Source organism: Leclercia sp. 119287 (genome assembly GCF_009734485.1).
In the GTDB taxonomy this organism is placed as follows: domain Bacteria; phylum Pseudomonadota; class Gammaproteobacteria; order Enterobacterales; family Enterobacteriaceae; genus Enterobacter; species Enterobacter adecarboxylatus_C.
In genome coordinates, this window is the sequence record NZ_CP046445.1 from 803,337 (window position 1) to 826,007 (window position 22,671).

A 22,671-nucleotide genomic window follows, 5' to 3' on the forward strand; every position below is an offset into this window, starting at 1 on the left:
GGCACAAAACGGAGAGAAACTATGTTTGAACCTATGGAACTGACCAACGACGCGGTGATTAAAGTCATCGGCGTCGGTGGCGGCGGCGGTAATGCTGTAGAGCACATGGTGCGCGAGCGCATCGAAGGTGTAGAGTTCTTCGCGGTGAACACCGATGCGCAGGCACTGCGTAAGACGGCGGTTGGCCAGACGATCCAAATCGGTGGCGGCATCACCAAAGGGCTGGGCGCTGGGGCAAACCCGGAAGTCGGCCGTAATGCTGCAGAAGAAGATCGTGAAGCACTGCGTGCTGCGCTTGATGGTGCAGACATGGTGTTTATCGCCGCAGGCATGGGCGGTGGTACCGGAACCGGTGCTGCGCCAGTGGTTGCTGAAGTCGCTAAAGATTTAGGTATCCTGACGGTTGCCGTCGTGACTAAGCCTTTCAACTTTGAAGGCAAAAAGCGTATGGCGTTTGCCGAGCAGGGTATCACCGAGCTCTCTAAACACGTGGACTCGCTGATCACTATCCCGAACGACAAGCTGCTGAAAGTGCTGGGCCGTGGCATCTCTCTGCTGGACGCTTTTGGCGCCGCAAACGATGTGCTGAAAGGCGCAGTGCAGGGTATCGCAGAGCTGATTACCCGTCCGGGTCTGATGAACGTCGACTTTGCTGACGTGCGCACCGTGATGTCCGAAATGGGCTACGCGATGATGGGCTCCGGCGTAGCGAAAGGTGAAGATCGTGCAGAAGAAGCCGCTGAAATGGCGATCTCTTCTCCGCTGCTGGAAGATATCGATCTGTCTGGCGCGCGCGGCGTGCTGGTCAACATTACCGCCGGCTTCGACCTGCGTCTGGATGAGTTCGAAACCGTGGGTAACACTATCCGTGCGTTCGCATCCGACAATGCCACCGTGGTAATCGGTACGTCCCTTGATCCGGAAATGAACGATGAACTGCGCGTAACCGTTGTTGCTACAGGTATCGGCATGGACAAACGTCCTGAGATCACCCTGGTGACCAACAAACCTGCTCAGCAGCCGGTGATGGATCGCTACCAGCCGCACGGTATGGCACCGTTGACGCAAGAGCAGAAACCGGCCGCGAAAGTGGTTAATGACAACACAACACAGACCCAGAAAGAGCCGGATTATCTGGATATCCCTGCGTTCCTGCGTAAGCAAGCTGATTAAGAATTAGCTGGAATTAGGGAATTTACGCTCTTTGTGCTAAACTGGCCGCCCGATAGTGATATACACTCTCGGTTGGATAAGTAACTTGGCGAGATTATACGATGATCAAACAAAGGACATTAAAACGTATCGTTCAGGCGACAGGTGTCGGTTTGCATACCGGCAAGAAAGTCACACTGACGTTGCGCCCTGCGCCGGCCAATACCGGGGTCATCTATCGTCGCACCGACTTGAATCCACCGGTAGATTTCCCGGCTGATGCCAAATCTGTGCGTGATACTATGCTCTGTACTTGCCTGGTGAACGAGCATGACGTGCGGATCTCTACCGTAGAGCACCTGAATGCCGCCCTGGCGGGTCTGGGTATCGACAACATCGTTGTTGAAGTCGATGCGCCAGAAATCCCGATTATGGATGGCAGCGCTGCACCGTTCGTTTATCTGTTGCTGGATGCCGGCATTGAAGAACTGAACAGTGCGAAGAAATTTGTGCGTATCAAAGAGACCGTTCGTGTCCAGGATGGCGACAAATGGGCTGAATTCAAGCCGTTTAATGGTTTTTCGTTGGATTTCACCATCGACTTCAACCATCCGGCGATTGATTCCAGCACCCAGCGCTATGCGATGAACTTCTCTGCTGATGCGTTTATGCGTCAGATCAGTCGTGCACGTACTTTTGGTTTCATGCGTGATATCGAATATCTGCAGTCCCGCGGCCTGTGCCTGGGCGGCAGCTTCGATTGTGCCATCGTTGTTGACGATTATCGCGTACTGAACGAAGACGGCCTGCGTTTTGAAGATGAATTCGTTCGTCACAAAATGCTGGATGCGATTGGGGACCTGTTCATGTGTGGTCACAATATTATTGGTGCGTTTACCGCGTATAAATCCGGTCACGCTCTGAACAACAAACTGTTGCAGGCTGTTCTGGCAAAACAGGAAGCCTGGGAATATGTGACCTTCGAAGACGAAGCTGAACTGCCACTGGCGTTCAAAGCACCGAGCACGGTTCTGGCGTAACGGTAGATCCCGTTATCTAAATTCGACTGGTTGACCTGGCACTCTCTCCGGCCAGCAAGACCAGTCGTTTTTGTTTTTATCCTTCCCGAATTGCCCTGGTCAATGGCGCGTTTGCTGATTTCATCACCATTTTTAACCTTCTCCGAGGCTCATTACTGCTGCTGTGAAGTAGCTTTAGTGGTAATATCTGGGCGCGAAAAATAAAAAATCTTAGGGTAAGCCAGAAGGCTTGCATACTTGTGGTGGGGCAATTGAGCGGAATTCTGACGCGCTGGCGACAATTTGGCAGACGTTACTTCTGGCCGCATCTCCTTCTGGGGATGGTCGCGGCGAGTCTTGGCCTGCCCGCGCTCTGTAATAACGCCGAAGCTGCGAATCCTGCGAAGACCACCACCACCCGACAAGATCTGACCACGCGGGTTAATTTCACTAATCTCGCCCTGCTGGAAGCGAACCGCCGACCCAATTTCACGGTGGATTACTGGCATCAGCACGCTATCCGCACCGTTATTCGCCATCTCTCTTTCGCCATGGCGCCGCAGGCGTTGCCTGCCGTTGAAGAATCCCTGCCGGTTCAGGCGCACCATCTGGCGCTGCTGGATACGCTCAATACACTGCTTACCCAGCAGAGCGAGCCGCCGGTCATTGTTCGCCAGGTTGCTCTTACCTCATTCTATCCTCAATCCGTTTTCTCCGTGTCGGCCTGGATTAGCCAGGTACAAGGCATCCGCGCCGGACCTCAACGCCTCAGCTAAATTAACGCTTTTCAATACCTTAATTTAACTGCCCATGATGGGGCGTTTGAGAATTTATTATGTTAATCAAATTACTAACTAAAGTTTTCGGTAGTCGTAACGATCGTACCCTGCGCCGTATGCGCAAAGCTGTCAGCGTCATCAATGGCCTTGAGCCGGCGATGGAAAAGCTCTCTGATGACGAGCTGAAAGGCAAAACCGCCGAATTCCGTGCCCGCCTCGAAAAAGGCGAAACCGTTGAAAGCCTGATCCCTGAAGCCTTTGCCGTCGTTCGTGAAGCGAGTAAGCGCGTGTTCGGCATGCGTCACTTCGACGTGCAGCTGCTGGGCGGTATGGTCCTGAACGACCGCTGCATCGCCGAGATGCGTACAGGTGAAGGTAAAACCCTGACCGCGACCCTGCCGGCTTACCTGAACGCCCTGTCCGGCAAAGGCGTACACGTCGTGACCGTCAACGACTATCTGGCGCAGCGTGACGCCGAAAACAACCGCCCGCTGTTCGAATTCCTCGGCATGAGCGTCGGGATCAACATGTCAGGCCTGCCGGCTCCGGCGAAACGCGAAGCCTACGGCGCGGATATCACTTATGGCACTAACAACGAATACGGTTTTGACTACCTGCGCGATAACATGGCATTCAGCCCGGAAGAGCGCGTCCAGCGTAAACTGCACTATGCGCTGGTGGATGAGGTTGACTCCATTCTGATCGATGAAGCGCGTACCCCGCTGATCATCTCCGGCCCGGCTGAAGACAGCTCCGAGATGTATCGCAAAGTCGACAAAATCATTCCACACCTGATCCGTCAGGAGAAAGAAGACTCTGACACCTTCCAGGGTGAAGGCCACTTCTCCGTGGACGAGAAAGCCCGTCAGGTGAACCTGACCGAGCGTGGTCTGGTTCAGATCGAAGAGCTGCTGGTTGCCCAGGGTATTATGGAAGAGGGTGAGTCGCTCTACTCTCCGAGCAATATCATGCTGATGCACCACGTGACCGCAGCGCTGCGCGCACACGTGCTCTTCACCCGCGACGTGGACTACATCGTCAAAGATGGCGAAGTCATTATCGTCGACGAACACACCGGCCGTACCATGCAGGGTCGCCGCTGGTCCGATGGTCTGCATCAGGCGGTTGAAGCCAAAGAGAACGTCGATATCCAGAACGAGAACCAGACTCTGGCCTCCATTACCTTCCAGAACTACTTCCGTCTGTACGAGAAGCTGGCGGGGATGACCGGTACGGCGGATACTGAAGCCTTTGAATTCAGCTCTATCTACAAGCTGGATACCGTAGTGGTTCCAACCAACCGTCCGATGATTCGTAAGGATATGCCGGACCTGGTCTACATGACCGAAGCGGAGAAAATTCAGGCCATCATCGAAGATATTCGCGATCGTACCGCCGCGGGCCAGCCAGTTCTGGTGGGTACTATCTCCATCGAAAAATCCGAAGTGGTGTCCGAAGAGCTGACCAAAGCCGGTATCAAACACAACGTTCTGAACGCCAAGTTCCACGCCAAAGAGGCGGATATCGTTGCTCAGGCGGGTTACCCGTCAGCCGTGACCATCGCCACCAACATGGCGGGTCGTGGTACCGATATTATGCTGGGCGGTAGCTGGCAGGCAGAAGTGGCCGCGCTGGAAGACCCAACCCCGGAACAGATCGCACAGATCAAAGCCGACTGGCAGGTTCGCCACGATGCCGTCCTGGCCGCGGGCGGTCTGCACATCATCGGTACTGAACGTCATGAGTCCCGCCGTATCGACAACCAGCTGCGTGGTCGTGCGGGTCGTCAGGGTGATGCCGGTTCATCTCGCTTCTACCTGTCGATGGAAGATGCGCTGATGCGTATTTTCGCCTCTGACCGTGTGTCAGGCATGATGCGTAAACTGGGCATGAAACCGGGCGAAGCGATTGAGCACCCATGGGTGACCAAAGCCATCGCTAACGCCCAGCGTAAGGTGGAAAGCCGTAACTTCGATATTCGTAAGCAGCTGCTTGAGTACGATGACGTGGCCAACGATCAGCGTCGCGCTATCTACACCCAGCGTAACGAACTGCTGGATGTAAGCGATGTGAGCGAAACCATCAACAGCATCCGCGAAGACGTCTTTAAGGCGACTCTCGATGGCCACATTCCTCCGCAATCTCTGGAAGAAATGTGGGATATCGAAGGCCTGCAGGCGCGTCTGAAGAACGACTTTGACCTGGATCTGCCTATCCAGGAGTGGCTGGATAAAGAGCCGGAGCTGCATGAAGAGACCCTTCGCGAGCGTATTTTTGCGACCGCCATTGAGGTTTATCAGCGTAAAGAAGAAGTGGTCGGCGCTGAGATGATGCGTCACTTCGAGAAAGGCGTGATGCTGCAAACGCTGGACTCCCTGTGGAAAGAGCACCTGGCGGCGATGGACTATCTGCGCCAGGGGATCCATCTGCGCGGCTATGCGCAAAAAGATCCGAAGCAGGAGTACAAGCGCGAATCCTTCGCCATGTTTGCCTCAATGCTTGAATCGCTGAAATATGAAGTGATCAGCACCCTGAGCAAGGTGCAGGTGCGTATGCCGGAAGAAGTTGAAGAGATGGAACAGCAGCGCCGCGAAGAGGCTGAACGTCTGGCCCAGATGCAGCAGCTTAGCCATCAGGACGATGAAGAAGCCGCTGCGGCCGCGATCGCCGCACAGGCCGGTGAGCGTAAGGTTGGTCGTAACGATCCGTGCCCATGTGGTTCCGGTAAAAAATACAAACAGTGCCATGGCCGTCTGAGCTAAGCATTAAACCAACTGAAAAGGCGCAGATATCTGCGCCTTTTTTATGGAATCAAGACAATGAAAACACTGCAAATCGCTGTCGGGATCATTCGCAATTCCGATAACCACATCTTTATTACCCAACGTGCAGCCGATGCGCACATGGCGAATAAGTGGGAGTTTCCTGGCGGAAAGATCGAGTCTGGCGAAACGCCGGAACAGGCGCTGATCCGCGAACTTCAGGAAGAGGTGGGGATCACCCCGCTGGGAGCGACCCTGTTCGATAAACTGGAATATGCATTCCCCGATCGGCATATCACGCTATGGTTCTGGCTGGTGGAAAGCTGGGAAGGCGAGCCGTGGGGTAAAGAGGGGCAGCCTGGAAACTGGGTTGCACTGAGCGCAGAGGATGCCGACAAGTTCCCGCCGGCAAATGCGCCTGTTATTGCCCGGTTAGTGGGCAACCTGTAAGCCTGCCCGGCGAAACGCCAGCAGGCTGTTATTGTTACTGCTGGCTTTCGCTCCAGTCATCGCTGTCAGAGAGACCGCCTTCGCTCGGAATGCGTTTCTCTTCCGCAGCCCATTCACCGAGATCGATCAGCTGGCAACGTTTGCAGCAAAAAGGACGGAAAGGACTCTGCTCGCCCCAGATAACGGGCTTCCCACAGGTGGGACAGTTCACGGTGGTAACATCAGACATCATGACTCCTTAACAACACGCCAGCTCAAAGTCGAGACGTTCCGGCACCAGACCATGTTCACTGTCGAGCGGCATGAAACGAATCGCAAAGCGGCTCTTGTGACCTGAAATTTGCGGATAAAGCTGATCGGCAAGGGTCAGCTGCAGGCGCAGCAGGTCTGCATCCTCGCCGTTATCCTGATAAAAACCGTTCAGGCTGGTTTGCTTGCGGAACGGTGCGGAGTTGCGAATCAAATCAAGGATCAGCGACAACGCCTGCGTCAGCGGCTCAAGGCTGCCGAGCCAGCTTTGTACCTGGACATCACGCTGCTCCTGCGGCATATGCAGCCAGATATGTAAGGTCGGTAAATCGAAACTGCAGCAGCCGCCAGGAATGCTCAGGCGCTGACGAACCAGCGCCACCAGACGATCTTCACGCAGAAACTGGCCGATACGCGGCGCAGCCATCAACACCGTGCTGTGGTGTTTCAGCTGCTGGCGCAGGCTGTCGATGCGGCTGTTATCCACACCGGGGACTTCGGCCCAGGCCTGCAATTTACGCTGTTGACGCTCCAGCTCTTTCAGTAATTCAGTGCGGACTTCGCCGCGCTCTAGCACATCCAGCAGGTCGCTTACGTTACGGAAAAAATGCAGCGCCGTGGTGTGGTCGTGTACCGGAAGGAGGCCTGAAAGCTGCTGGATTAAAAACTCGATGCGCAGCCAGGTACGCATTTTTTCATTGAGCGGATGCTCAAAAAGAACGTGGGTGTGCATTATGCTTTTTCCTGTAAAACAGCCTGCGCCAGGTAGTGCTGATGCAGGCGAGCAACATCGGAGGCAATGGCATCCGGTGCGCCGTTATTATCAATAACATCATCCGCGACGGCAAGGCGCGCTTCACGCGTGGCCTGCGCGGCAAGAATTTGTTCGGCATGTTCGCGCGCGACGTTATCGCGGGCGATGGTGCGCTGAATTTGGGTTGCCGGAGAGACATCCACCACCAGTACCCGGTCAGCTTTCTCATGGAGCTTGTTTTCCACCAGAAGCGGTACAACCCAGAGAACATAAGGTGAGGTTGCCTGAGAGATCTGCCTCTGTGTCTCCTGCTGTATCAGCGGATGGAGGAGGGCGTTAAGCCAGGCTTTTTCTTCAGGATGCGAGAAAATGCGTTCGCGCAGCATCCGACGGTTAAGGGTACCGTCAGGCGCGATGGTGTCGTGGCCGAAATGTTCTGCGATAGCACATAATGCCGGTGTACCGGGCTCTACCACCTGGCGAGCAATGATGTCGGCATCAATAATCGTGACACCCAGACGAGAGAAGGCGTCGGCCACAGTGCTCTTGCCACTGCCAATACCCCCTGTTAACGCAACGATGTACCCCATTAATTAAAATCCTGGGAAATATTCATTATTGATATCAATTGCTTAAGATTTAATCTTTTGGCAGCAAAGGTTAAGCGCTGCTTACGGACTTTTTACCAGGTAAATTTATAGGATTGTAGCGTAAAAAAAGTGATTTTCGCAGTCTTGCGCAACAGGTATTAGTGCGTATGATAGCGTCACTGGAGTTGTGTGTTTCGTTTTTCGACATTTACCCCAGTACCCCAGGAATCCGCAAATGCGTATCGAAGAAGATCTGAAGTTAGGTTTCAAAGACGTTCTTATCCGCCCTAAACGTTCTACTCTGAAAAGTCGCTCCGACGTTGAACTTGAACGTGAATTCACCTTTAAGCATTCCGGTCAGACCTGGTCTGGCGTACCTGTTATCGCCGCCAATATGGATACGGTTGGGACTTTTGCGATGGCAAAAGCACTGGCCTCCTTCGATATTCTGACTGCCGTGCACAAGCACTACAGCGTTGAAGAGTGGAATGCGTTTGCAGGCTCCGTATCTGAAACCATTCTCAAGCACGTGATGGTTTCCACCGGCACCTCAGACGCCGATTTCGAAAAAACGAAACAGATCCTGGTCGCTAACCCGAACCTGAACTTCATCTGCATTGATGTCGCGAATGGTTACTCTGAGCATTTCGTGCAGTTCGTCAGCAAAGCGCGTCAGGCCTGGCCGACCAAAACCATTATTGCGGGTAACGTGGTTACCGGTGAAATGTGTGAAGAGCTGATCCTGTCCGGGGCAGATATCGTTAAAGTGGGTATCGGCCCGGGTTCTGTCTGCACCACCCGCGTGAAAACCGGTGTTGGCTATCCGCAGCTTTCTGCGGTGATCGAGTGTGCTGATGCAGCCCATGGCCTGGGCGGCCAGATCATCAGCGACGGCGGTTGCACCATGCCGGGTGACGTGGCGAAAGCCTTCGGTGGCGGCGCAGACTTCGTGATGCTTGGCGGGATGCTGGCGGGTCACGAAGAGAGCGGCGGTACCGTTGTTGATGAAAACGGTGAAAAATTCATGCTCTTCTACGGCATGAGCTCTGAATCGGCGATGAACCGTCACGTAGGCGGTGTTGCTCAGTATCGTGCGGCAGAAGGTAAAACCGTCAAGCTGCCACTGCGCGGCCCGGTTGAGAATACCGCGCGTGACATTCTCGGTGGCCTGCGCTCTGCATGCACCTATGTGGGCGCATCCCGTCTGAAAGAGCTGACCAAGCGCACTACCTTTATCCGCGTACAGGAACAAGAAAACCGCATTTTCAACAGCCTGTAATGCTCTCTCGCTGGCGCGTTTCGCGCCAGCGTTATCCCGCACTCATCGCATCCCCCAGATGAAAGATCGGCAGGTACATCGCGACCACCAGCGTGCCGATAATTAACCCCGTCACAATTAACAGCAGCGGTTCCAGCAGCGAGGCCAGATTGTCGGCCTGCTGAAAAGTCTGTTCATTATGATGCTGTGCCAGATTACTCAGCATAGTATCCAGCGCCCCTGACGATTCGCCGGTACGCACGAGCTGAATACAGAGCGGTGTAAATATCTCGGCTTCATTCAGGGCTGACCAGATGGGCGCACCCTGCATAACGCGATGGCGTATCGTCTGTAGTTTCTCCTGCCAGAAGGGGCACGTTAGGGTCTCCTCCGTACTTTCCAGCCCCTGTAGAAAGGTGATGCCTGCCTGCTGTGTGAGTGACAGAACGGTAAAAATCTGGCTGAGCTTTTGCCCACGGACCAGCGGGCCAATCACCGGACTGCTCAGCAGCAGACGCTGTATGAGGCGCTGCCATCGGCGGTTACGGCGAACAAATACCAGTCCAGATGCCGCCGTCAGCAGACTTAGCATCAGCCCCGCCCCCCACTCCTGAAGCGTGGTTGCCAGCGCCATCACGGCCCGGGTCAGAACAGGTAAGGGCGTATTAAAGGTTTTGTAGATCGCGGCAAATTCCGGCAGCACCATAGTCACCATCGCCAGCACCACGGCGACGGCCAGGGCAAGAATAATCAGCGGATAGCGCAGCGCCTTTTTGACCTTCGCGCTGAGCTGTTGCTGCGTTTTTTGCTGTTGCGCCAGCTGACGACAACACTCAACGAGCTTGCCGGTCAGCTCTCCGGTTTTCATCATCGAAATATAGAGGGGAGGGAAGACATGCGGCCATTTTCTCAGGGCGTCAGAAAAGGCGCACCCGGCGCTAAGATCGTCAGCTACGCTTTGCAGCAGCGCCTGCCACTGTCGGGCAGGATGCTGCTGCGCCAGAAGCGTCAGACCTGCCGAGAGCGTTAAGCCCGCCTGCAGCAACGTCGCCAGCTGGTGGATCGCCTCGTAGCGATGTTGCGCCTGCCAGCGCGCTTGCTGCAGGCTTCGTTTGAGCTCAAGAGGAAAAAGATCCCGACCCAACAGGACGCTCCACGCCGTTTGTTTGTCGGGGGCCCAGAGCGCGCCTGTCTGTTGCTCCCCCTGCTGGCTGAGTGCCCGCCAGCGCCAGAGTTGATTACCTGCCATCCGATTCGCCCAGCATCTGCACCAGTTCCCCGAGCGTGGTGTGGCCTTGCTCTACCGCCATACAGCCATGCTCAAACAGCGTGACCATGCCCGCCTGCCTGGCCAGCTTTTCGATCTCTTCGACCGGTGCTCCGTTGGCGATGGCAGTACGCAGTTCACGAGTGATCACCATTACCTCGAAGATTGCTACCCGGCCATAAAAGCCGTGATAGCAGCGGTCGCAGCCCACCGGCTGCCAGTGCGGCAAAGGGCGAGGCCATAGCGCCTGGGGTAATGGTGTATCCCGGTGCATCTCTGTACGACAGTGTGGGCACAGTCGGCGCACCAGCCGCTGGGCGATCACCATTGACAGCGCCGAGGAGATCATCCAGCGCGCCACGCCCATCTGTTGCAGGCGCACCAGCGTCTCCGCGGTGGAGTTAGTATGCAGCGTTGACAATACCAGATGGCCTGTCTGCGCGGCGTTGATGGCGATCTCCGCCGTTTCGCCATCGCGTATTTCACCCACCATAATGATGTCAGGATCCTGGCGCAAAAACGCCCGCAGCACGCTCTGGAAGGTTAACCCTGCCCGGGGATTGATGGGCGTTTGATTCAGCCCGTCCAGCGGAATTTCGACCGGGTCTTCAACGCTGCAGATGTTCACCTTAGGTGTGTTCCGGGACTGCAATGCGCTGTAGAGGGTGACGGTTTTGCCGCTGCCGGTGGGGCCGGTCACCAGGATCAGCCCCTGGGATTTTTGCAGCGCGCTGGCGAATAGCCGCTGTTGGGTTTCACTCATCCCCAGTTGCTCAAGCCGTAGCGCCTGTTGCTCCTGTTGCAGAAGCCGCAGCACGATCTTTTCGCCGCTGCGACACGGGAGCGTGGCAATACGAAACGAGACCGGGGAGCCCGAAAGCTCGACCGTGAATTGCCCGTCCTGAGGTAAGCGACGCTCTGCGATATCCAGGTTGCCCAGCACTTTCAGCCTGGCGATAAGCGTTGTGCCCAGTTCGGCCGGGAGCGGTTGCTGCGGGTAGAGTACGCCGTCAATGCGTAACCGGATCTGCCAGCTCTCTTCGGCGGGCTCAATGTGAATATCCGACGCCCGCTGGCTCAGCGCCTGGGTCAGGGTGTGGTTGAGTGTTTCGATGGCGGAACGCGTCGAGGTGGCGACCACGGGCAGATGCGTCTCCTGGCTGGTTTGCTGGTGCTTTTCCATGCGCTCGGCGGTCCAGCATTCGATATCGATTCTTTTCTGCGTCGCGAAACGTAACGCTTCCAGCAGTTCGGGCGGTGGGTTGTCGACCACTGCAATATTGATCCGGTCCGGGGCGCAGGTCAGCAGCAGGGCGTTGTGGCGCCGACAGAGGGCCGTTAAGCGATCGGCATTCATTGCTCGCTCTCCTGTTCGGCCGTAAAGCGGAACACCTCTTCGCAGGCCTGCTTCAGCGCGCTGTCCTCGCCCACGGTGCAGAGACGTTTCCAGCCGGTAATGCCGTTGCCGTTATCCCACTGCGGGGTCATCACTACATCGAGACCGTTGAGACTCTCCTGTCCGGTCAGAGTGACGACGCCTTTGGCGATGCTCATCCCGGAGACATAGCGGCTGGTCGCCGGGGAGGGAATACCGTTGACGCCAGCATCGCAGCTCTCTGTCCCGCCATGATCGAGGGCGCAGAGTTCGACTGCGGTACGGTAGGGCATAAAGGTTTGCAGCATATCGGTGAGGGCAGCTTTTCTCAGGTAGTTCTGGTAAGCCGGAATGCCAATCGCGCTGAGGATAGCCACGATGCCGATAACTACCATTAATTCGATGAGGGTAAATCCTTTTTGTCTTTCCATGGGTCGCTCCTTATGTTGACGCAGGCTACTGTGGCAGCGGGTCAGACCGGGGGCGAGGGGTAAAAATTGATTCGTGAAGCGTGATTCAGCGGGATGTGCGCGCGTTACAGAACAATGCAGCAGGTTTGCGGGGCGGGTCGTAAATCGGGCTTGCCCGGCCTGTGCAGACCAGGCTTTCTGTCACTTAGCGAAAGCGCATCGACAGATCGAGGGCGCGAATGTGTTTGGTCAGGGCGCCAACGGAGATGAAATCGACGCCGGTTTCGGCAAACTCGCGTAAGGTTTCGTGCGTCACGTTACCGGAAACCTCCAGACGGGCCTGGCCGTTGGTGCGTTTCACCGCTTCACGCATCTCTTCGGTTTTGAAGTTATCCAGCATGATGATGTCGGCACCGGCTTTCAGCGCATCGTCCAGCTCCTGCAGGTTCTCCACTTCCACTTCAACCGGCACATCCGGGTGCAGCCAGAAGGCTTTTTCCACGGCCTGGCGTACGGAGCCAGAGGCAATAATGTGGTTCTCTTTGATCAGAAACGCATCGGACAACCCCAGACGATGGTTGGCACCGCCGCCGCACAGCACGGCATATTTCAGGGCGGTACGCAGGCCCGGCAGCGTTTTACGCGTATCCAGCAGCTGGGTATTTGTCCCTTCCAGCAGGTCGACATAGCGGCGTGCTTCGCTGGCGACGCCGGAGAGCGTCTGAACAAAGTTCAGCGCGGTGCGTTCACCGGTCAGCAGGACGCGTGATGAGCCCTCAAGCTCAAACAGCGGCTGATTAGCGTTGATGCTGTCGCCATCCTCGACATGCCACGTCACCTTCACACCGTCACCGGCCAACTGAATAAAGACTTCCTCCACCCAACGTTTACCACAGAAAACACCGTCCTCACGGGTGATCACGACCGCATGGGAACGGGCATCTTCCGCCAGCAGTTGGGCGGTAATGTCGTTGTCAGCATTAACGTCTCCACCCAGATCTTCGCGCAGCGCATTGGCGACGCTTACCGGAATATCGAGATTAATACGTTCCAGCAGTACGTTACGTCTGTGGTCGGGGTTGTAGCGGCGAGGCGGCATGTTAAAACTCCAAATTGGTAACGAATCATAAGATTGAAACATGCTACTCTGAACCGGGAATCAGCACCATATATAAGGAGATCCTGCATGCACTCAGAACATGGCTGGCTGGCAGATGCACGGCGTGTTCCTTCGCCACACCACGATTGCCGTCCGGAGGATGAGATCCCGTCGCTGCTGGTGGTGCATAACATCAGCCTGCCGCCTGGCGAGTTTGGCGGCCCGTGGATTGACGCGCTATTCACCGGGACAATCGATCCCGATGCTCACCCCTTTTTTGCGGAGATCGCCCACCTGCGCGTTTCTGCCCATTGTCTGATTCGCCGTGACGGTGAAATCGTCCAGTATGTTCCCTTCGATAAACGAGCCTGGCATGCAGGCGTGTCCCAATATCAGGGGCGTGAACGCTGCAATGACTTCTCTATCGGCATCGAGCTGGAAGGAACGGATACGCTGCCTTACACCGATGCGCAGTATCAGCAGCTGGCCGCGGTAACGCGCACCCTCATTAGCCTCTACCCGGGTATCGCCCACAACGTGACCGGGCACAGCGATATTGCGCCGCAGCGCAAGACCGATCCTGGCCCGGCATTTGACTGGCAAAGATTCAACACACTGCTTACCGCCCTGTCAGATAAGGAGATGACATGACGTTATTTACCATGCTGCTGGTGATGATTGCTGAGCGTTTGTTCAAGCTGGGCGAGCACTGGCATCTGGATCACCGGATGGAAGTGCTGTTTCGTCGCATCCGCCATTTTTCCATGATCCGCACCCTGCTGATGACGGCGGGGGTGATGCTTGTCGTGTTCCTGCTGCTGCGTTCGCTGTATGGCCTGTTCTTTAATGTGCCGCTGCTGGTGGTGTGGATCCTGCTCGGCGTCCTCTGCATTGGCGCCGGCAAGGTGCGTCTGCACTACCATGCCTACCTGAAGGCAGCAACTAACAATGATGCCCATGCCCGTGGGGCGATGGCCAGCGAGCTGACCCTGATCCACGGCGTTCCGCCGGAGTGCAACGAACGCGAATTTTTACGCGAACTGCAGAACGCGTTGCTGTGGATTAACTTCCGCTTCTATCTGGCACCGCTGTTCTGGTTTGTGGTGGGCGGCGCGTGGGGCCCGGTTCTGCTGATGGGCTATGCGTTTTTACGCGCCTGGCAGAGCTGGCTGGCGCGCTACCTGACCCCGCACGAGCGGTTGCAGTCCGGCATCGACGCCATTCTGCACGTGCTGGACTGGCTGCCGGTGCGGCTGTTCGGGGTGGTTTATGCCCTGATTGGACATGGCGAGAAAGCCCTGCCGGCATGGTTCGCCTCGCTGGGGGATCGCCATACCTCGCAGTATCTGGTGTTAACGCGTCTGGCGCAGTTCTCCCTGGCGCGTGAGCCGCATACCGATAAGATCGAAACGCCGAAAGCAGCCGTTTCAATGGCCAAGAAAACCTCTTTTGTGGTGGTGGTGATTGTGGCGCTGCTGACGATTTACGGCACGCTGATCTAAACCAGCGTGCCGCAGGTCTTACACTGTATCCGCTGACGGAATGCCAAATTCAGGCATCCCGTTTTCATTCCAGCGAATCAGTTTCAGGCGGGTGTGGCGGTTCGGATCGTAGAGCGGGTCGCCCTCGATTTCGGTGTAATTACGTGCATGGTAAATCAGCACGTCTTCGCCGTCCGGTGTTTGGGTAAAGCTGTTGTGCCCCGGGCCGTACTGGCGATTTTCGTAGCTGGTGGTGAACACCGGCTGCGGCGATTTATGCCAGTTCTCCGGGTTCTGCGGGTCGGCATTGAGGTCGATCCACAGCAGCCCCATGCAGTAGTTTTCATCCGTGGCGCTGGCGGAGTAGCTGATAAACAACCGCTCGCCGTGGAACAGCACCGCCGGGCCTTCGTTGACCCAAAACCCACGGCACTCCCAGTCATACTCCGGTTTACTGAGCATTACCGGCTTGCCTTTTAGCGTCCAGGGATTCTCCATTTCGCACAGGTACAGGTTCGAGTTACCGGTGATATCCGGGGCTTTTTGCGCCCAGAGGTACCAGCGTTTCCCCTGATGAACAAAGGTGGTCGCATCCAGCGCAAAGGTATCGAACGGGGTTTCGATCTGCCCTTTCTCGACCCAGGTGCCGGTGAGCGGGTCGCTGTCGCTACACTCCAGGGCGAACATCCGGTGCTGGAACATCCCGAGCTTATCCAGTGCCTGGGTGTGCGTCGCGGCAAAATAGATGTACCACTTGCCGTCAATGCTGTGCAGTTCCGGGGCCCAGATCAGCTGACTCATTGGGCCGGTGGCCGGCTTGCGCCAGACCACCACTTCATCGGCGCTGCGTAACCCTTCCAGCGTGTTGGCGCGACGGATCGCCAGCCGGTCGTATTCCGGCACCGAGGCAATAAAGTAGTATTGCCCTTCATGATGAAGAATGTACGGGTCAGCACGTTGTTCAATAAACGGGTTTGGCCAGGTTTGCATTCGGCTTTCCTTATTTAGTCTCAGCGGCTTTGAGTTCCTGAAAATCGTTCAGCTCGCGATAGTTGTTCCGGCGTTTTTCCAGGTCTTCCTGAATCTGCTTCATGGTTTCGCGATCGACCTTCAGCAGACGAACCACGCCCGCGGTAATGAGGTACCCGACGCCAGGAATCACGGTAAAGAGCAGCACGATGCCGTTGATGGCGTCCGCGCTTTGCGCTTTTGCACCCGCGTCGTAACCGTACCAGGAGAGCAGGAAGCCCACCATCGCCCCGGCAATCGCCAGCCCCAGCTTGAGGAAGAAGATGTTGCCGGAGAAGCTGATCCCGGTGATGCGTTTACCGGTTTTCCATTCGCCGTAGTCATCCACGTCGGCCATCAGCGACCAGTGCAGCGGAGACGGGATCTGGTGCAGGATGTTCAGCAGGAAGTAGAGCACCACAATGGTCACGGTGGCTTGCGGGTCGAAGAAGTAGAAGGCGCAGGAGAAAATCGCCAGGGCGATGTTGGTCCAGAAGAAGACCTTCAGCTTACACCAGCGGTCGGTCAGCACTTTTGCCAGCACGCTGCCGAGCATCATGCCCACCACGCCCAGGCTGATAAACAGGGTAGCGAAGTGGGTGCTCTGGCCCATGACCCAGGTGACGTAATACATGGTTGCCGCCATGCGGATAAAGCCCGGGCAGACGTTGCACAGGGTCAGCAGCAGAATGCGGACCCACTGGTCGTTCTTCCACACGTCTTTCAGATCGTTTTTCAGTTCGTCATTGGTTTGCACCGCCGGACGCACGCGCTCGCGCACGGTAGAAAAGCTGAACAGGAACATGCAGGTGCCAATCAGCGCCAGCACGGTCATCGCCATCTGGTAGCCTTTAGCTTTGTCCTCGCCGCCGAACCAGTCGGCCATCGGCAGCAGCGTCAGCGACAGCAGCAGCGTGGCGATACCGACCATCACGAAGCGGTAGGACTGACAGGCCACGCGCTCTTTCGGATCGTTGGTGATCACGCCGCCCAGCGAGCAGTAAGGAATATTGATGGCCGTATAGGTCAGAGAGAGCAGGAAGTAGGTAACAAAGGCATAGATAACTTTGCTGTTGTAGGTCCAGTCCGGGGTGGTAAACATCAGGATGCTGAACAGCGCGTAGGGGAAGGCGATCCATAAAAGCCATGGACGAAAACGCCCATACTTACTGCGGGTACGATCGGCAATGGCGCCCATAATCGGGTCGGTAACGGCATCGATGACGCGTACGGAGAGCAGCAGCACGCCCACCAGCGCCGGGGCCAGGCCGAAAATATCCGTATAAAAATAGTTCACAAACAACATGATGGCGCCAAAGATGATATTGCATCCGGCATCCCCCATTCCATAGCCGATCTTTTCTTTTACTGACAGTTTATTGTTATCCATCGACGATTCTCCGAGTTACGGTATGGAGAGAATTATTCGCTGCCAAAGCAAAATATGCGTTGCAGTATAACGTCGGTGATATGGATAAAATGGCTGTAGACGGGAAAGTGTGAGGAAGGTAACAACCCTCTGCGTCCGGCGGGACGCAGAGGGGTAGAACATTAATGCGCTTTTACGGCTTTGGCATTTTTCTCTTTAAACATATAGCCGACGCCGAGGATGATAATCCAGACCGGGATCAGGTAGACCGAAATCGCCATGCCCGGGGTCATCAGCATGATAATCAGCACCGCCGCCATGAAGAGCAGACAGACCCAGTTACCCAGCGGGTAGAGCAGGGCAGGGAAGCGCGTTTTCACGCCCTGCTGCTGCTTCGCACGACGGAATTTCATGTGTGCCAGGCTAATCATCGCCCAGTTGATTACCAGGGCGGAAACCACCAGCGCCATCAGCAGGCCGAAGGCCGATTCCGGTGCCAGGTAGTTGATCAGCACGCACAGCGCTGTCACAACCGCCGACACGATAATGGTGTTAACCGGCACGCCACGCTTATCGACATTGAGCAGCGCTTTCGGGGCGTTGCCCTGCTGGGCCAGGCCGAACAGCATACGGCTGTTGCAGTAAACGCAGCTGTTATAGACCGACAGCGCCGCGGTCAGTACCACTACGTTCAGGGCGTTAGCCACGAAGGTGTCGCCCAGCTCGTGGAAGATCAGGACAAACGGGCTGGTGTCAGCGGTGACGCGGGTCCACGGCAGCAGGGAAAGCAGCACGGCCAGCGAGCCCACATAGAAGATCAGGATACGGTAGATCACTTGGTTGGTCGCTTTCGGGATGCTCTGCTCCGGGTTGTCTGCTTCAGCGGCGGTGATACCCACCAGCTCCAGACCACCGAATGAGAACATAATGATCGCCATCATCATGACCAGACCGGTCATACCGTGCGGCAGGAAGCCGCCCTGATCCCAGAGGTTGCTCACGCTGGCCTGCGGACCGCCGTTGCCGCTGAACAGCAGCCAGCCGCCAAACAGGATCATCGCCACAACCGCGATAACTTTAATAATGGCGAACCAGAACTCCATCTCACCGAACACTTTCACGTTGGTGAGGTTAATGGCGTTGATCACCACGAAGAAGACCGCCGCGGAGACCCAGGTCGGGATCTCAGGCCACCAGAACTGGACGTATTTACCGACCGCGGTCAGTTCCGCCATCGCCACCAGAACATACAGCACCCAGTAGTTCCAGCCGGACGCGAATCCGGCAAAGCTGCCCCAGTATTTATAGGCAAAATGGCTGAAGGAACCGGCTACCGGCTCTTCGACCACCATTTCACCCAGCTGACGCATAATAAGAAAGGCGATAAAACCGGCAATGGCGTAACCCAGAATAATTCCCGGACCGGCAGACTGAATAACCGATGCGCTGCCCAGGAACAGGCCGGTACCGATAGCGCCACCGAGAGCAATAAGCTGAATATGGCGGTTTTTAAGGCCGCGCTTCAGCTGATCGCCGTGCTGTTGACCATCCATTATGAAACCTCGTGTGTGGTTGTTATGTTCACGCTCTGGCGTGTGTAATTATGAAATTCCATTTCATGTATTTATTAGTTTACGGTTCAATTGGCTGAAAAAACCGGATGTGTCTTCCGTATTCGGAAGAATAGTGTTAAGCGACGGCGAATGCACCTGCTTTATGCGAGGAGAAAGCGAGTTCGAATAAAAAGAAAGCATTTGTAAATCGTCCCGTTTAAGTCCCTTTATCAACCTATAGAATAAAAATGCTCCATAAGTGGGCAGTTTTTCACTTTTTGCTCCGCTAAATCGGTTCAGATCGCACTTTTCCCCGTTTCGATAAAGTTAAAACTGCCTCTTTGGGAGTAATCAATTCATTTGTGCAGAGTTACATTTTTGAAACGTTATTTCTGTAAGGTTGTTAAAATAAGCAGGGTTTACTGATTTCGGTCAAAACCAATATGGACAGAAGGTGAATACTTTGTTACTTTAGCGATACGAATATGAAATTGGTAAGACCAATTGACTCCGGGCAAAAAGGCGTAAGACAGGGAATATGGCCTACAGCAAAATTCGCCAACCAAAATTATCCGATGTGATTGAGCAGCAGCTGGAGTTTTTGATCCTTGAGGGGACCCTGCGCCCCGGTGAAAAACTGCCACCTGAACGCGAACTGGCTAAACAGTTCGACGTTTCCCGTCCCTCGCTGCGTGAGGCGATCCAACGTCTCGAAGCCAAGGGCTTACTGCTTCGTCGCCAGGGTGGCGGAACCTTTGTGCAAAACAGCCTGTGGCAGAGTTTCAGCGACCCGTTAGTGGAGCTGCTCTCCGACCACCCAGAATCCCAGTTCGATCTGCTTGAGACCCGTCACGCGCTGGAAGGCATCGCGGCTTACTACGCGGCGCTGCGCAGCAATGATGAAGATCGTGAACGCATTCGCGAACTCCATCAGGCCATTGAACGGGCCCAACAGTCCGGCGATCTCGACGCCGAGTCCGACGCCGTCGTCCAGTATCAAATTGCCGTCACTGAAGCAGCCCACAACGTGGTGCTCCTCCATCTGCTACGCTGCATGGAGCCAATGCTTGCCCAGAATGTTCGTCAGAATTTTGAATTGTTGTATGCCCGTCGGGAGATGCTCCCGCTGGTCAGCAACCATCGCACTCGTGTATTCGAGGCGATAATGGCCGGGGAGCCGGAGCAGGCGCGTGAAGCGTCGCACCGTCACCTGGCTTTCATTGAGGAAATCTTGCTGGACCGCAGCCGTGAACAGAGTCGTAGAGAACGTTCACTGCGCCGCATACAGCAACGAAAGGATTAAGCGCCAGTTTTTTAGAGCGCGGCAACTAAACGCAGAACCTGTCTTATTGTGTTCTTGCCCAAGAATACAATGGGACAGGTTCCAGACAAATCAACGTATTAGATAGATAAGGAATACCCCCATGTCAGAACGTCTCCAAAATGACGTGGATCCGATCGAAACTCGCGACTGGCAACAGGCGATCGAATCGGTCATCCGTGAAGAAGGTGTTGAGCGCGCTCAGTATCTGATTGAACAGATGCTTTCTGAAGCCCGCAAAGGTGGCGTGAAAGTAGCTGCAGGTGCAGGGGCTAATAACTACGTAAACACGATTGCCGTCGAAGACGAACCGGAATACCCGGGCAATCTGGATCTGGAACGCCGCATCCGTTCTGCAATTCGCTGGAACGCCATCATGACCGTTCTGCGCGCGTCCAAAAAAGATCTGGAGCTGGGCGGCCACATGGCTTCCTTCCAGTCTTCTGCAACCGTTTATGAAGTGTGCTTCAACCACTTCTTCCGCGCGCGCACCGAGAAAGACGGCGGCGACCTGGTGTACTTCCAGGGCCACATCTCTCCGGGCGTCTACGCACGTGCGTTCCTGGAAGGTCGTCTGACTGAAGAGCAGATGAACAACTTCCGTCAGGAAGTTCACGGTAAAGGCCTGTCTTCTTATCCGCACCCGAAACTGATGCCAGAATTCTGGCAGTTCCCGACCGTATCCATGGGTCTGGGTCCAATCGGTGCGATCTACCAGGCTAAATTCCTGAAATATCTGGAACACCGTGGTCTGAAAGACACCTCTCAGCAGACCGTTTACGCCTTCCTGGGCGACGGCGAAATGGATGAGCCAGAATCTAAAGGTGCGATCACCATCGCGACCCGTGAGAAGCTGGACAACCTGTGCTTCATCATCAACTGTAACCTGCAGCGTCTGGATGGTCCGGTAACCGGTAACGGCAAGATCATCAACGAACTGGAAGGCATCTTCGCAGGTGCTGGCTGGAACGTGATTAAAGTCATGTGGGGCGGTCGTTGGGATGAGCTGCTGCGTAAAGACACCAGCGGTAAGCTGCTTCAGCTGATGCAGGAAACCGTTGACGGCGACTACCAGACCTTCAAATCCAAAGACGGTGCCTACGTACGTGAGCACTTCTTCGGTAAATACCCTGAGACCGCAGCGCTGGTTGCAGACTGGACTGACGATCAGATCTGGGCCCTGAACCGTGGTGGTCACGATCCGAAGAAAGTCTACGCTGCACTGAAAAAAGCGCAGGAAACCAAAGGCAAAGCAACTGTAATCCTGGCTCATACCGTTAAAGGTTATGGCATGGGTGACACTGCCGAAGGTAAAAACATCGCGCACCAGGTTAAGAAAATGAACATGGACGGCGTGCGTTATATCCGCGACCGTTTCAACGTTCCAGTAACCGACGAGCAGGTTGAAAACCTCTCTTACATCACCTTCCCTGAAGGTTCTGAAGAGCACACCTATCTGCACGCTCAGCGTCAGAAACTGAACGGCTACCTGCCGTCCCGTCAGGTGAACTTCACTGAGAAACTGGAACTGCCAGCGCTGGAAGACTTCTCTCAGCTGCTGGAAGAGCAGAACAAAGAGATCTCCACCACTATCGCCTTCGTTCGTGCCCTGAACGTGATGCTGAAGAACAAGTCGATCAAAGATCGTCTGGTTCCAATCATTGCTGACGAAGCGCGTACCTTCGGTATGGAAGGTCTGTTCCGTCAGATCGGTATCTACAGCCCGAACGGTCAGCAGTACACCCCGCAGGACCGCGAGCAGGTTGCATACTACAAAGAAGACGAGAAAGGTCAGATCCTGCAGGAAGGTATCAACGAGCTGGGTGCAGGCGCATCCTGGCTGGCTGCTGCGACCTCTTACAGCACTAACAACCTGCCGATGATCCCGTTCTACATCTACTACTCCATGTTCGGTTTCCAGCGTATCGGTGACCTGTGCTGGCAGGCTGGCGACCAACAGGCTCGCGGCTTCCTGGTGGGTGGTACTTCCGGTCGTACGACCCTGAACGGTGAAGGTCTGCAGCACGAAGATGGTCACAGCCACATTCAGTCTCTGACTATCCCTAACTGTATCTCTTACGACCCGTCGTACGCGTACGAAGTGGCAGTCATCATGCATGACGGTCTGACCCGTATGTACGGTGAAGCGCAAGAGAACATTTACTACTACATCACCACCCTGAACGAAAACTACCACATGCCGGCCATGCCAGCAGGTGCCGAGGAAGGTATCCGTAAAGGTATCTACAAACTCGAAACCGTTGCAGGTAGCAAAGGTAAAGTTCAGCTGCTGGGCTCCGGCTCTATCCTGCGTCACGTCCGTGAAGCAGCACAGATCCTGGCGAACGACTACGGCGTAGGTTCTGACGTTTACAGCGTAACCTCCTTCACCGAACTGGCACGTGATGGCCAGGATTGTGAGCGCTGGAACATGCTGCACCCAATGGAAACCCCACGCGTTCCGTACATCGCTCAGGTGATGAACGACGCGCCAGCGGTGGCTTCTACTGACTATATGAAACTGTTCGCTGAGCAGGTTCGTACTTACGTACCAGCTGATGACTATCGCGTTCTGGGTACTGACGGCTTCGGTCGTTCAGACAGCCGCGAAAACCTGCGTCACCACTTCGAAGTTGATGCTTCTTACGTGGTTGTAGCAGCACTGGGCGAACTGGCTAAACGTGGCGAAATCGATAAGAAAGTGGTTGCGGATGCAATTACCAAATTCAACATCGATGCAGAAAAAGTTAACCCGCGTCTGGCGTAAGAGGTAAA

The 22,671-nt window shown here is 55.4% G+C and carries 20 protein-coding genes; 10 read left to right on the forward strand and 10 right to left on the reverse strand.

The genetic code is table 11. The features are described from left to right. Nucleotides 1–21 precede the first annotated feature (21 nt). From ftsZ to mutT, 5 genes are all read left to right on the forward strand, one after another. Nucleotides 22–1,173 carry a cell division protein FtsZ gene (gene ftsZ / locus GNG27_RS03845; protein WP_142488237.1) on the forward strand — a complete coding sequence of 384 codons (1,152 nt, stop codon included), beginning with the start codon at nucleotides 22–24 and terminating at the stop codon, nucleotides 1,171–1,173. A 101-nt stretch (nucleotides 1,174–1,274) separates the two neighbouring features. Next, entirely contained in the window at nucleotides 1,275–2,192 is a 918-nt protein-coding gene (lpxC, locus tag GNG27_RS03850) for a UDP-3-O-acyl-N-acetylglucosamine deacetylase (protein ID WP_142488238.1), read from the forward strand. 251 nt (nucleotides 2,193–2,443) lie between these two features. Continuing rightward, entirely contained in the window at nucleotides 2,444–2,947 is a 504-nt protein-coding gene (gene secM, locus GNG27_RS03855; RefSeq protein ID WP_156262914.1) for a secA translation cis-regulator SecM, read from the forward strand. Between the two features lie 59 nt (nucleotides 2,948–3,006). Then, nucleotides 3,007–5,712, forward strand: a complete 2,706-nt coding sequence (gene secA / locus GNG27_RS03860) for a preprotein translocase subunit SecA (protein WP_142488240.1) — start codon at nucleotides 3,007–3,009, stop codon at nucleotides 5,710–5,712. 57 nt (nucleotides 5,713–5,769) lie between these two features. Continuing rightward, nucleotides 5,770–6,162 (forward strand): 8-oxo-dGTP diphosphatase MutT, encoded by a 393-nt coding sequence (mutT, locus tag GNG27_RS03865; protein ID WP_156262915.1) that lies wholly within the window; start codon nucleotides 5,770–5,772, stop codon nucleotides 6,160–6,162. Between the two features lie 34 nt (nucleotides 6,163–6,196). On the opposite strand, the gene yacG is transcribed toward mutT, so the two are convergent. The 3 genes from yacG to coaE are packed head-to-tail and all read right to left on the reverse strand — an operon-like array spanning nucleotide 6,197 to nucleotide 7,755. Further along, nucleotides 6,197–6,391, reverse strand: a complete 195-nt coding sequence (gene yacG / locus GNG27_RS03870; protein ID WP_142488242.1) for a DNA gyrase inhibitor YacG — start codon at nucleotides 6,389–6,391, stop codon at nucleotides 6,197–6,199. A gap of 9 nt (nucleotides 6,392–6,400) precedes the next feature. Continuing rightward, a complete protein-coding gene (zapD, locus tag GNG27_RS03875; RefSeq protein WP_156262916.1) occupies nucleotides 6,401–7,144 on the reverse strand; it encodes a cell division protein ZapD in 744 nt (247 codons plus the stop codon). Beyond that, a complete protein-coding gene (coaE, locus tag GNG27_RS03880; RefSeq protein WP_142488244.1) occupies nucleotides 7,144–7,755 on the reverse strand; it encodes a dephospho-CoA kinase in 612 nt (203 codons plus the stop codon). The genes zapD and coaE overlap by 1 nt, the downstream gene beginning before the upstream one ends. A 235-nt stretch (nucleotides 7,756–7,990) precedes the next feature. Between coaE and GNG27_RS03885 the strand changes: the two genes are divergently transcribed. Then, nucleotides 7,991–9,034: a GMP reductase gene (locus GNG27_RS03885; protein ID WP_142488245.1), complete on the forward strand. Its 1,044-nt coding sequence runs from the start codon at nucleotides 7,991–7,993 to the stop codon at nucleotides 9,032–9,034. A gap of 31 nt (nucleotides 9,035–9,065) precedes the next feature. On the opposite strand, the gene hofC is transcribed toward GNG27_RS03885, so the two are convergent. The 4 genes from hofC to nadC form a co-directional block, all read right to left on the reverse strand. After that, nucleotides 9,066–10,262 (reverse strand): protein transport protein HofC, encoded by a 1,197-nt coding sequence (hofC, locus tag GNG27_RS03890; protein ID WP_156262917.1) that lies wholly within the window; start codon nucleotides 10,260–10,262, stop codon nucleotides 9,066–9,068. Then, nucleotides 10,252–11,637 carry a type II secretion system protein GspE gene (gene gspE, locus GNG27_RS03895; RefSeq protein ID WP_156262918.1) on the reverse strand — a complete coding sequence of 462 codons (1,386 nt, stop codon included), beginning with the start codon at nucleotides 11,635–11,637 and terminating at the stop codon, nucleotides 10,252–10,254. Before gspE ends, hofC begins: the two co-directional genes overlap by 11 nt. Next, entirely contained in the window at nucleotides 11,634–12,086 is a 453-nt protein-coding gene (ppdD, locus tag GNG27_RS03900; RefSeq protein ID WP_142488248.1) for a prepilin peptidase-dependent pilin, read from the reverse strand. The genes gspE and ppdD overlap by 4 nt, the downstream gene beginning before the upstream one ends. Nucleotides 12,087–12,270: 184 nt before the next feature. Further along, nucleotides 12,271–13,164 carry a carboxylating nicotinate-nucleotide diphosphorylase gene (nadC, locus tag GNG27_RS03905; RefSeq protein WP_142488249.1) on the reverse strand — a complete coding sequence of 298 codons (894 nt, stop codon included), beginning with the start codon at nucleotides 13,162–13,164 and terminating at the stop codon, nucleotides 12,271–12,273. 87 nt (nucleotides 13,165–13,251) lie between these two features. Between nadC and ampD the strand changes: the two genes are divergently transcribed. After that, on the forward strand, nucleotides 13,252–13,815 hold the full coding sequence (ampD, locus tag GNG27_RS03910; RefSeq protein WP_142488250.1) for a 1,6-anhydro-N-acetylmuramyl-L-alanine amidase AmpD: 564 nt from the start codon (nucleotides 13,252–13,254) through the stop codon (nucleotides 13,813–13,815). Next, a complete protein-coding gene (gene ampE, locus GNG27_RS03915) occupies nucleotides 13,812–14,666 on the forward strand; it encodes a beta-lactamase regulator AmpE (protein ID WP_142488251.1) in 855 nt (284 codons plus the stop codon). The genes ampD and ampE overlap by 4 nt, the downstream gene beginning before the upstream one ends. An 18-nt stretch (nucleotides 14,667–14,684) precedes the next feature. Here the strand turns inward: ampE and GNG27_RS03920 are convergent, their stop codons facing one another. The 3 genes from GNG27_RS03920 to aroP all read right to left on the reverse strand — a co-directional run bounded on the left by GNG27_RS03920 (nucleotide 14,685) and on the right by aroP (nucleotide 18,575). Further along, a complete protein-coding gene (locus GNG27_RS03920; RefSeq protein WP_156262919.1) occupies nucleotides 14,685–15,635 on the reverse strand; it encodes a family 43 glycosylhydrolase in 951 nt (316 codons plus the stop codon). A 10-nt stretch (nucleotides 15,636–15,645) separates the two neighbouring features. Beyond that, a complete protein-coding gene (locus GNG27_RS03925; protein WP_142488253.1) occupies nucleotides 15,646–17,043 on the reverse strand; it encodes a glycoside-pentoside-hexuronide (GPH):cation symporter in 1,398 nt (465 codons plus the stop codon). A 161-nt stretch (nucleotides 17,044–17,204) separates the two neighbouring features. Continuing rightward, nucleotides 17,205–18,575, reverse strand: a complete 1,371-nt coding sequence (gene aroP, locus GNG27_RS03930) for an aromatic amino acid transporter AroP (protein ID WP_142488254.1) — start codon at nucleotides 18,573–18,575, stop codon at nucleotides 17,205–17,207. 538 nt (nucleotides 18,576–19,113) lie between these two features. Here aroP and pdhR point away from each other — a divergent pair. Then, a complete protein-coding gene (gene pdhR, locus GNG27_RS03935; RefSeq protein ID WP_103947083.1) occupies nucleotides 19,114–19,878 on the forward strand; it encodes a pyruvate dehydrogenase complex transcriptional repressor PdhR in 765 nt (254 codons plus the stop codon). Between the two features lie 121 nt (nucleotides 19,879–19,999). After that, on the forward strand, nucleotides 20,000–22,663 hold the full coding sequence (aceE, locus tag GNG27_RS03940; RefSeq protein ID WP_142488255.1) for a pyruvate dehydrogenase (acetyl-transferring), homodimeric type: 2,664 nt from the start codon (nucleotides 20,000–20,002) through the stop codon (nucleotides 22,661–22,663). Nucleotides 22,664–22,671 lie beyond the last annotated feature (8 nt).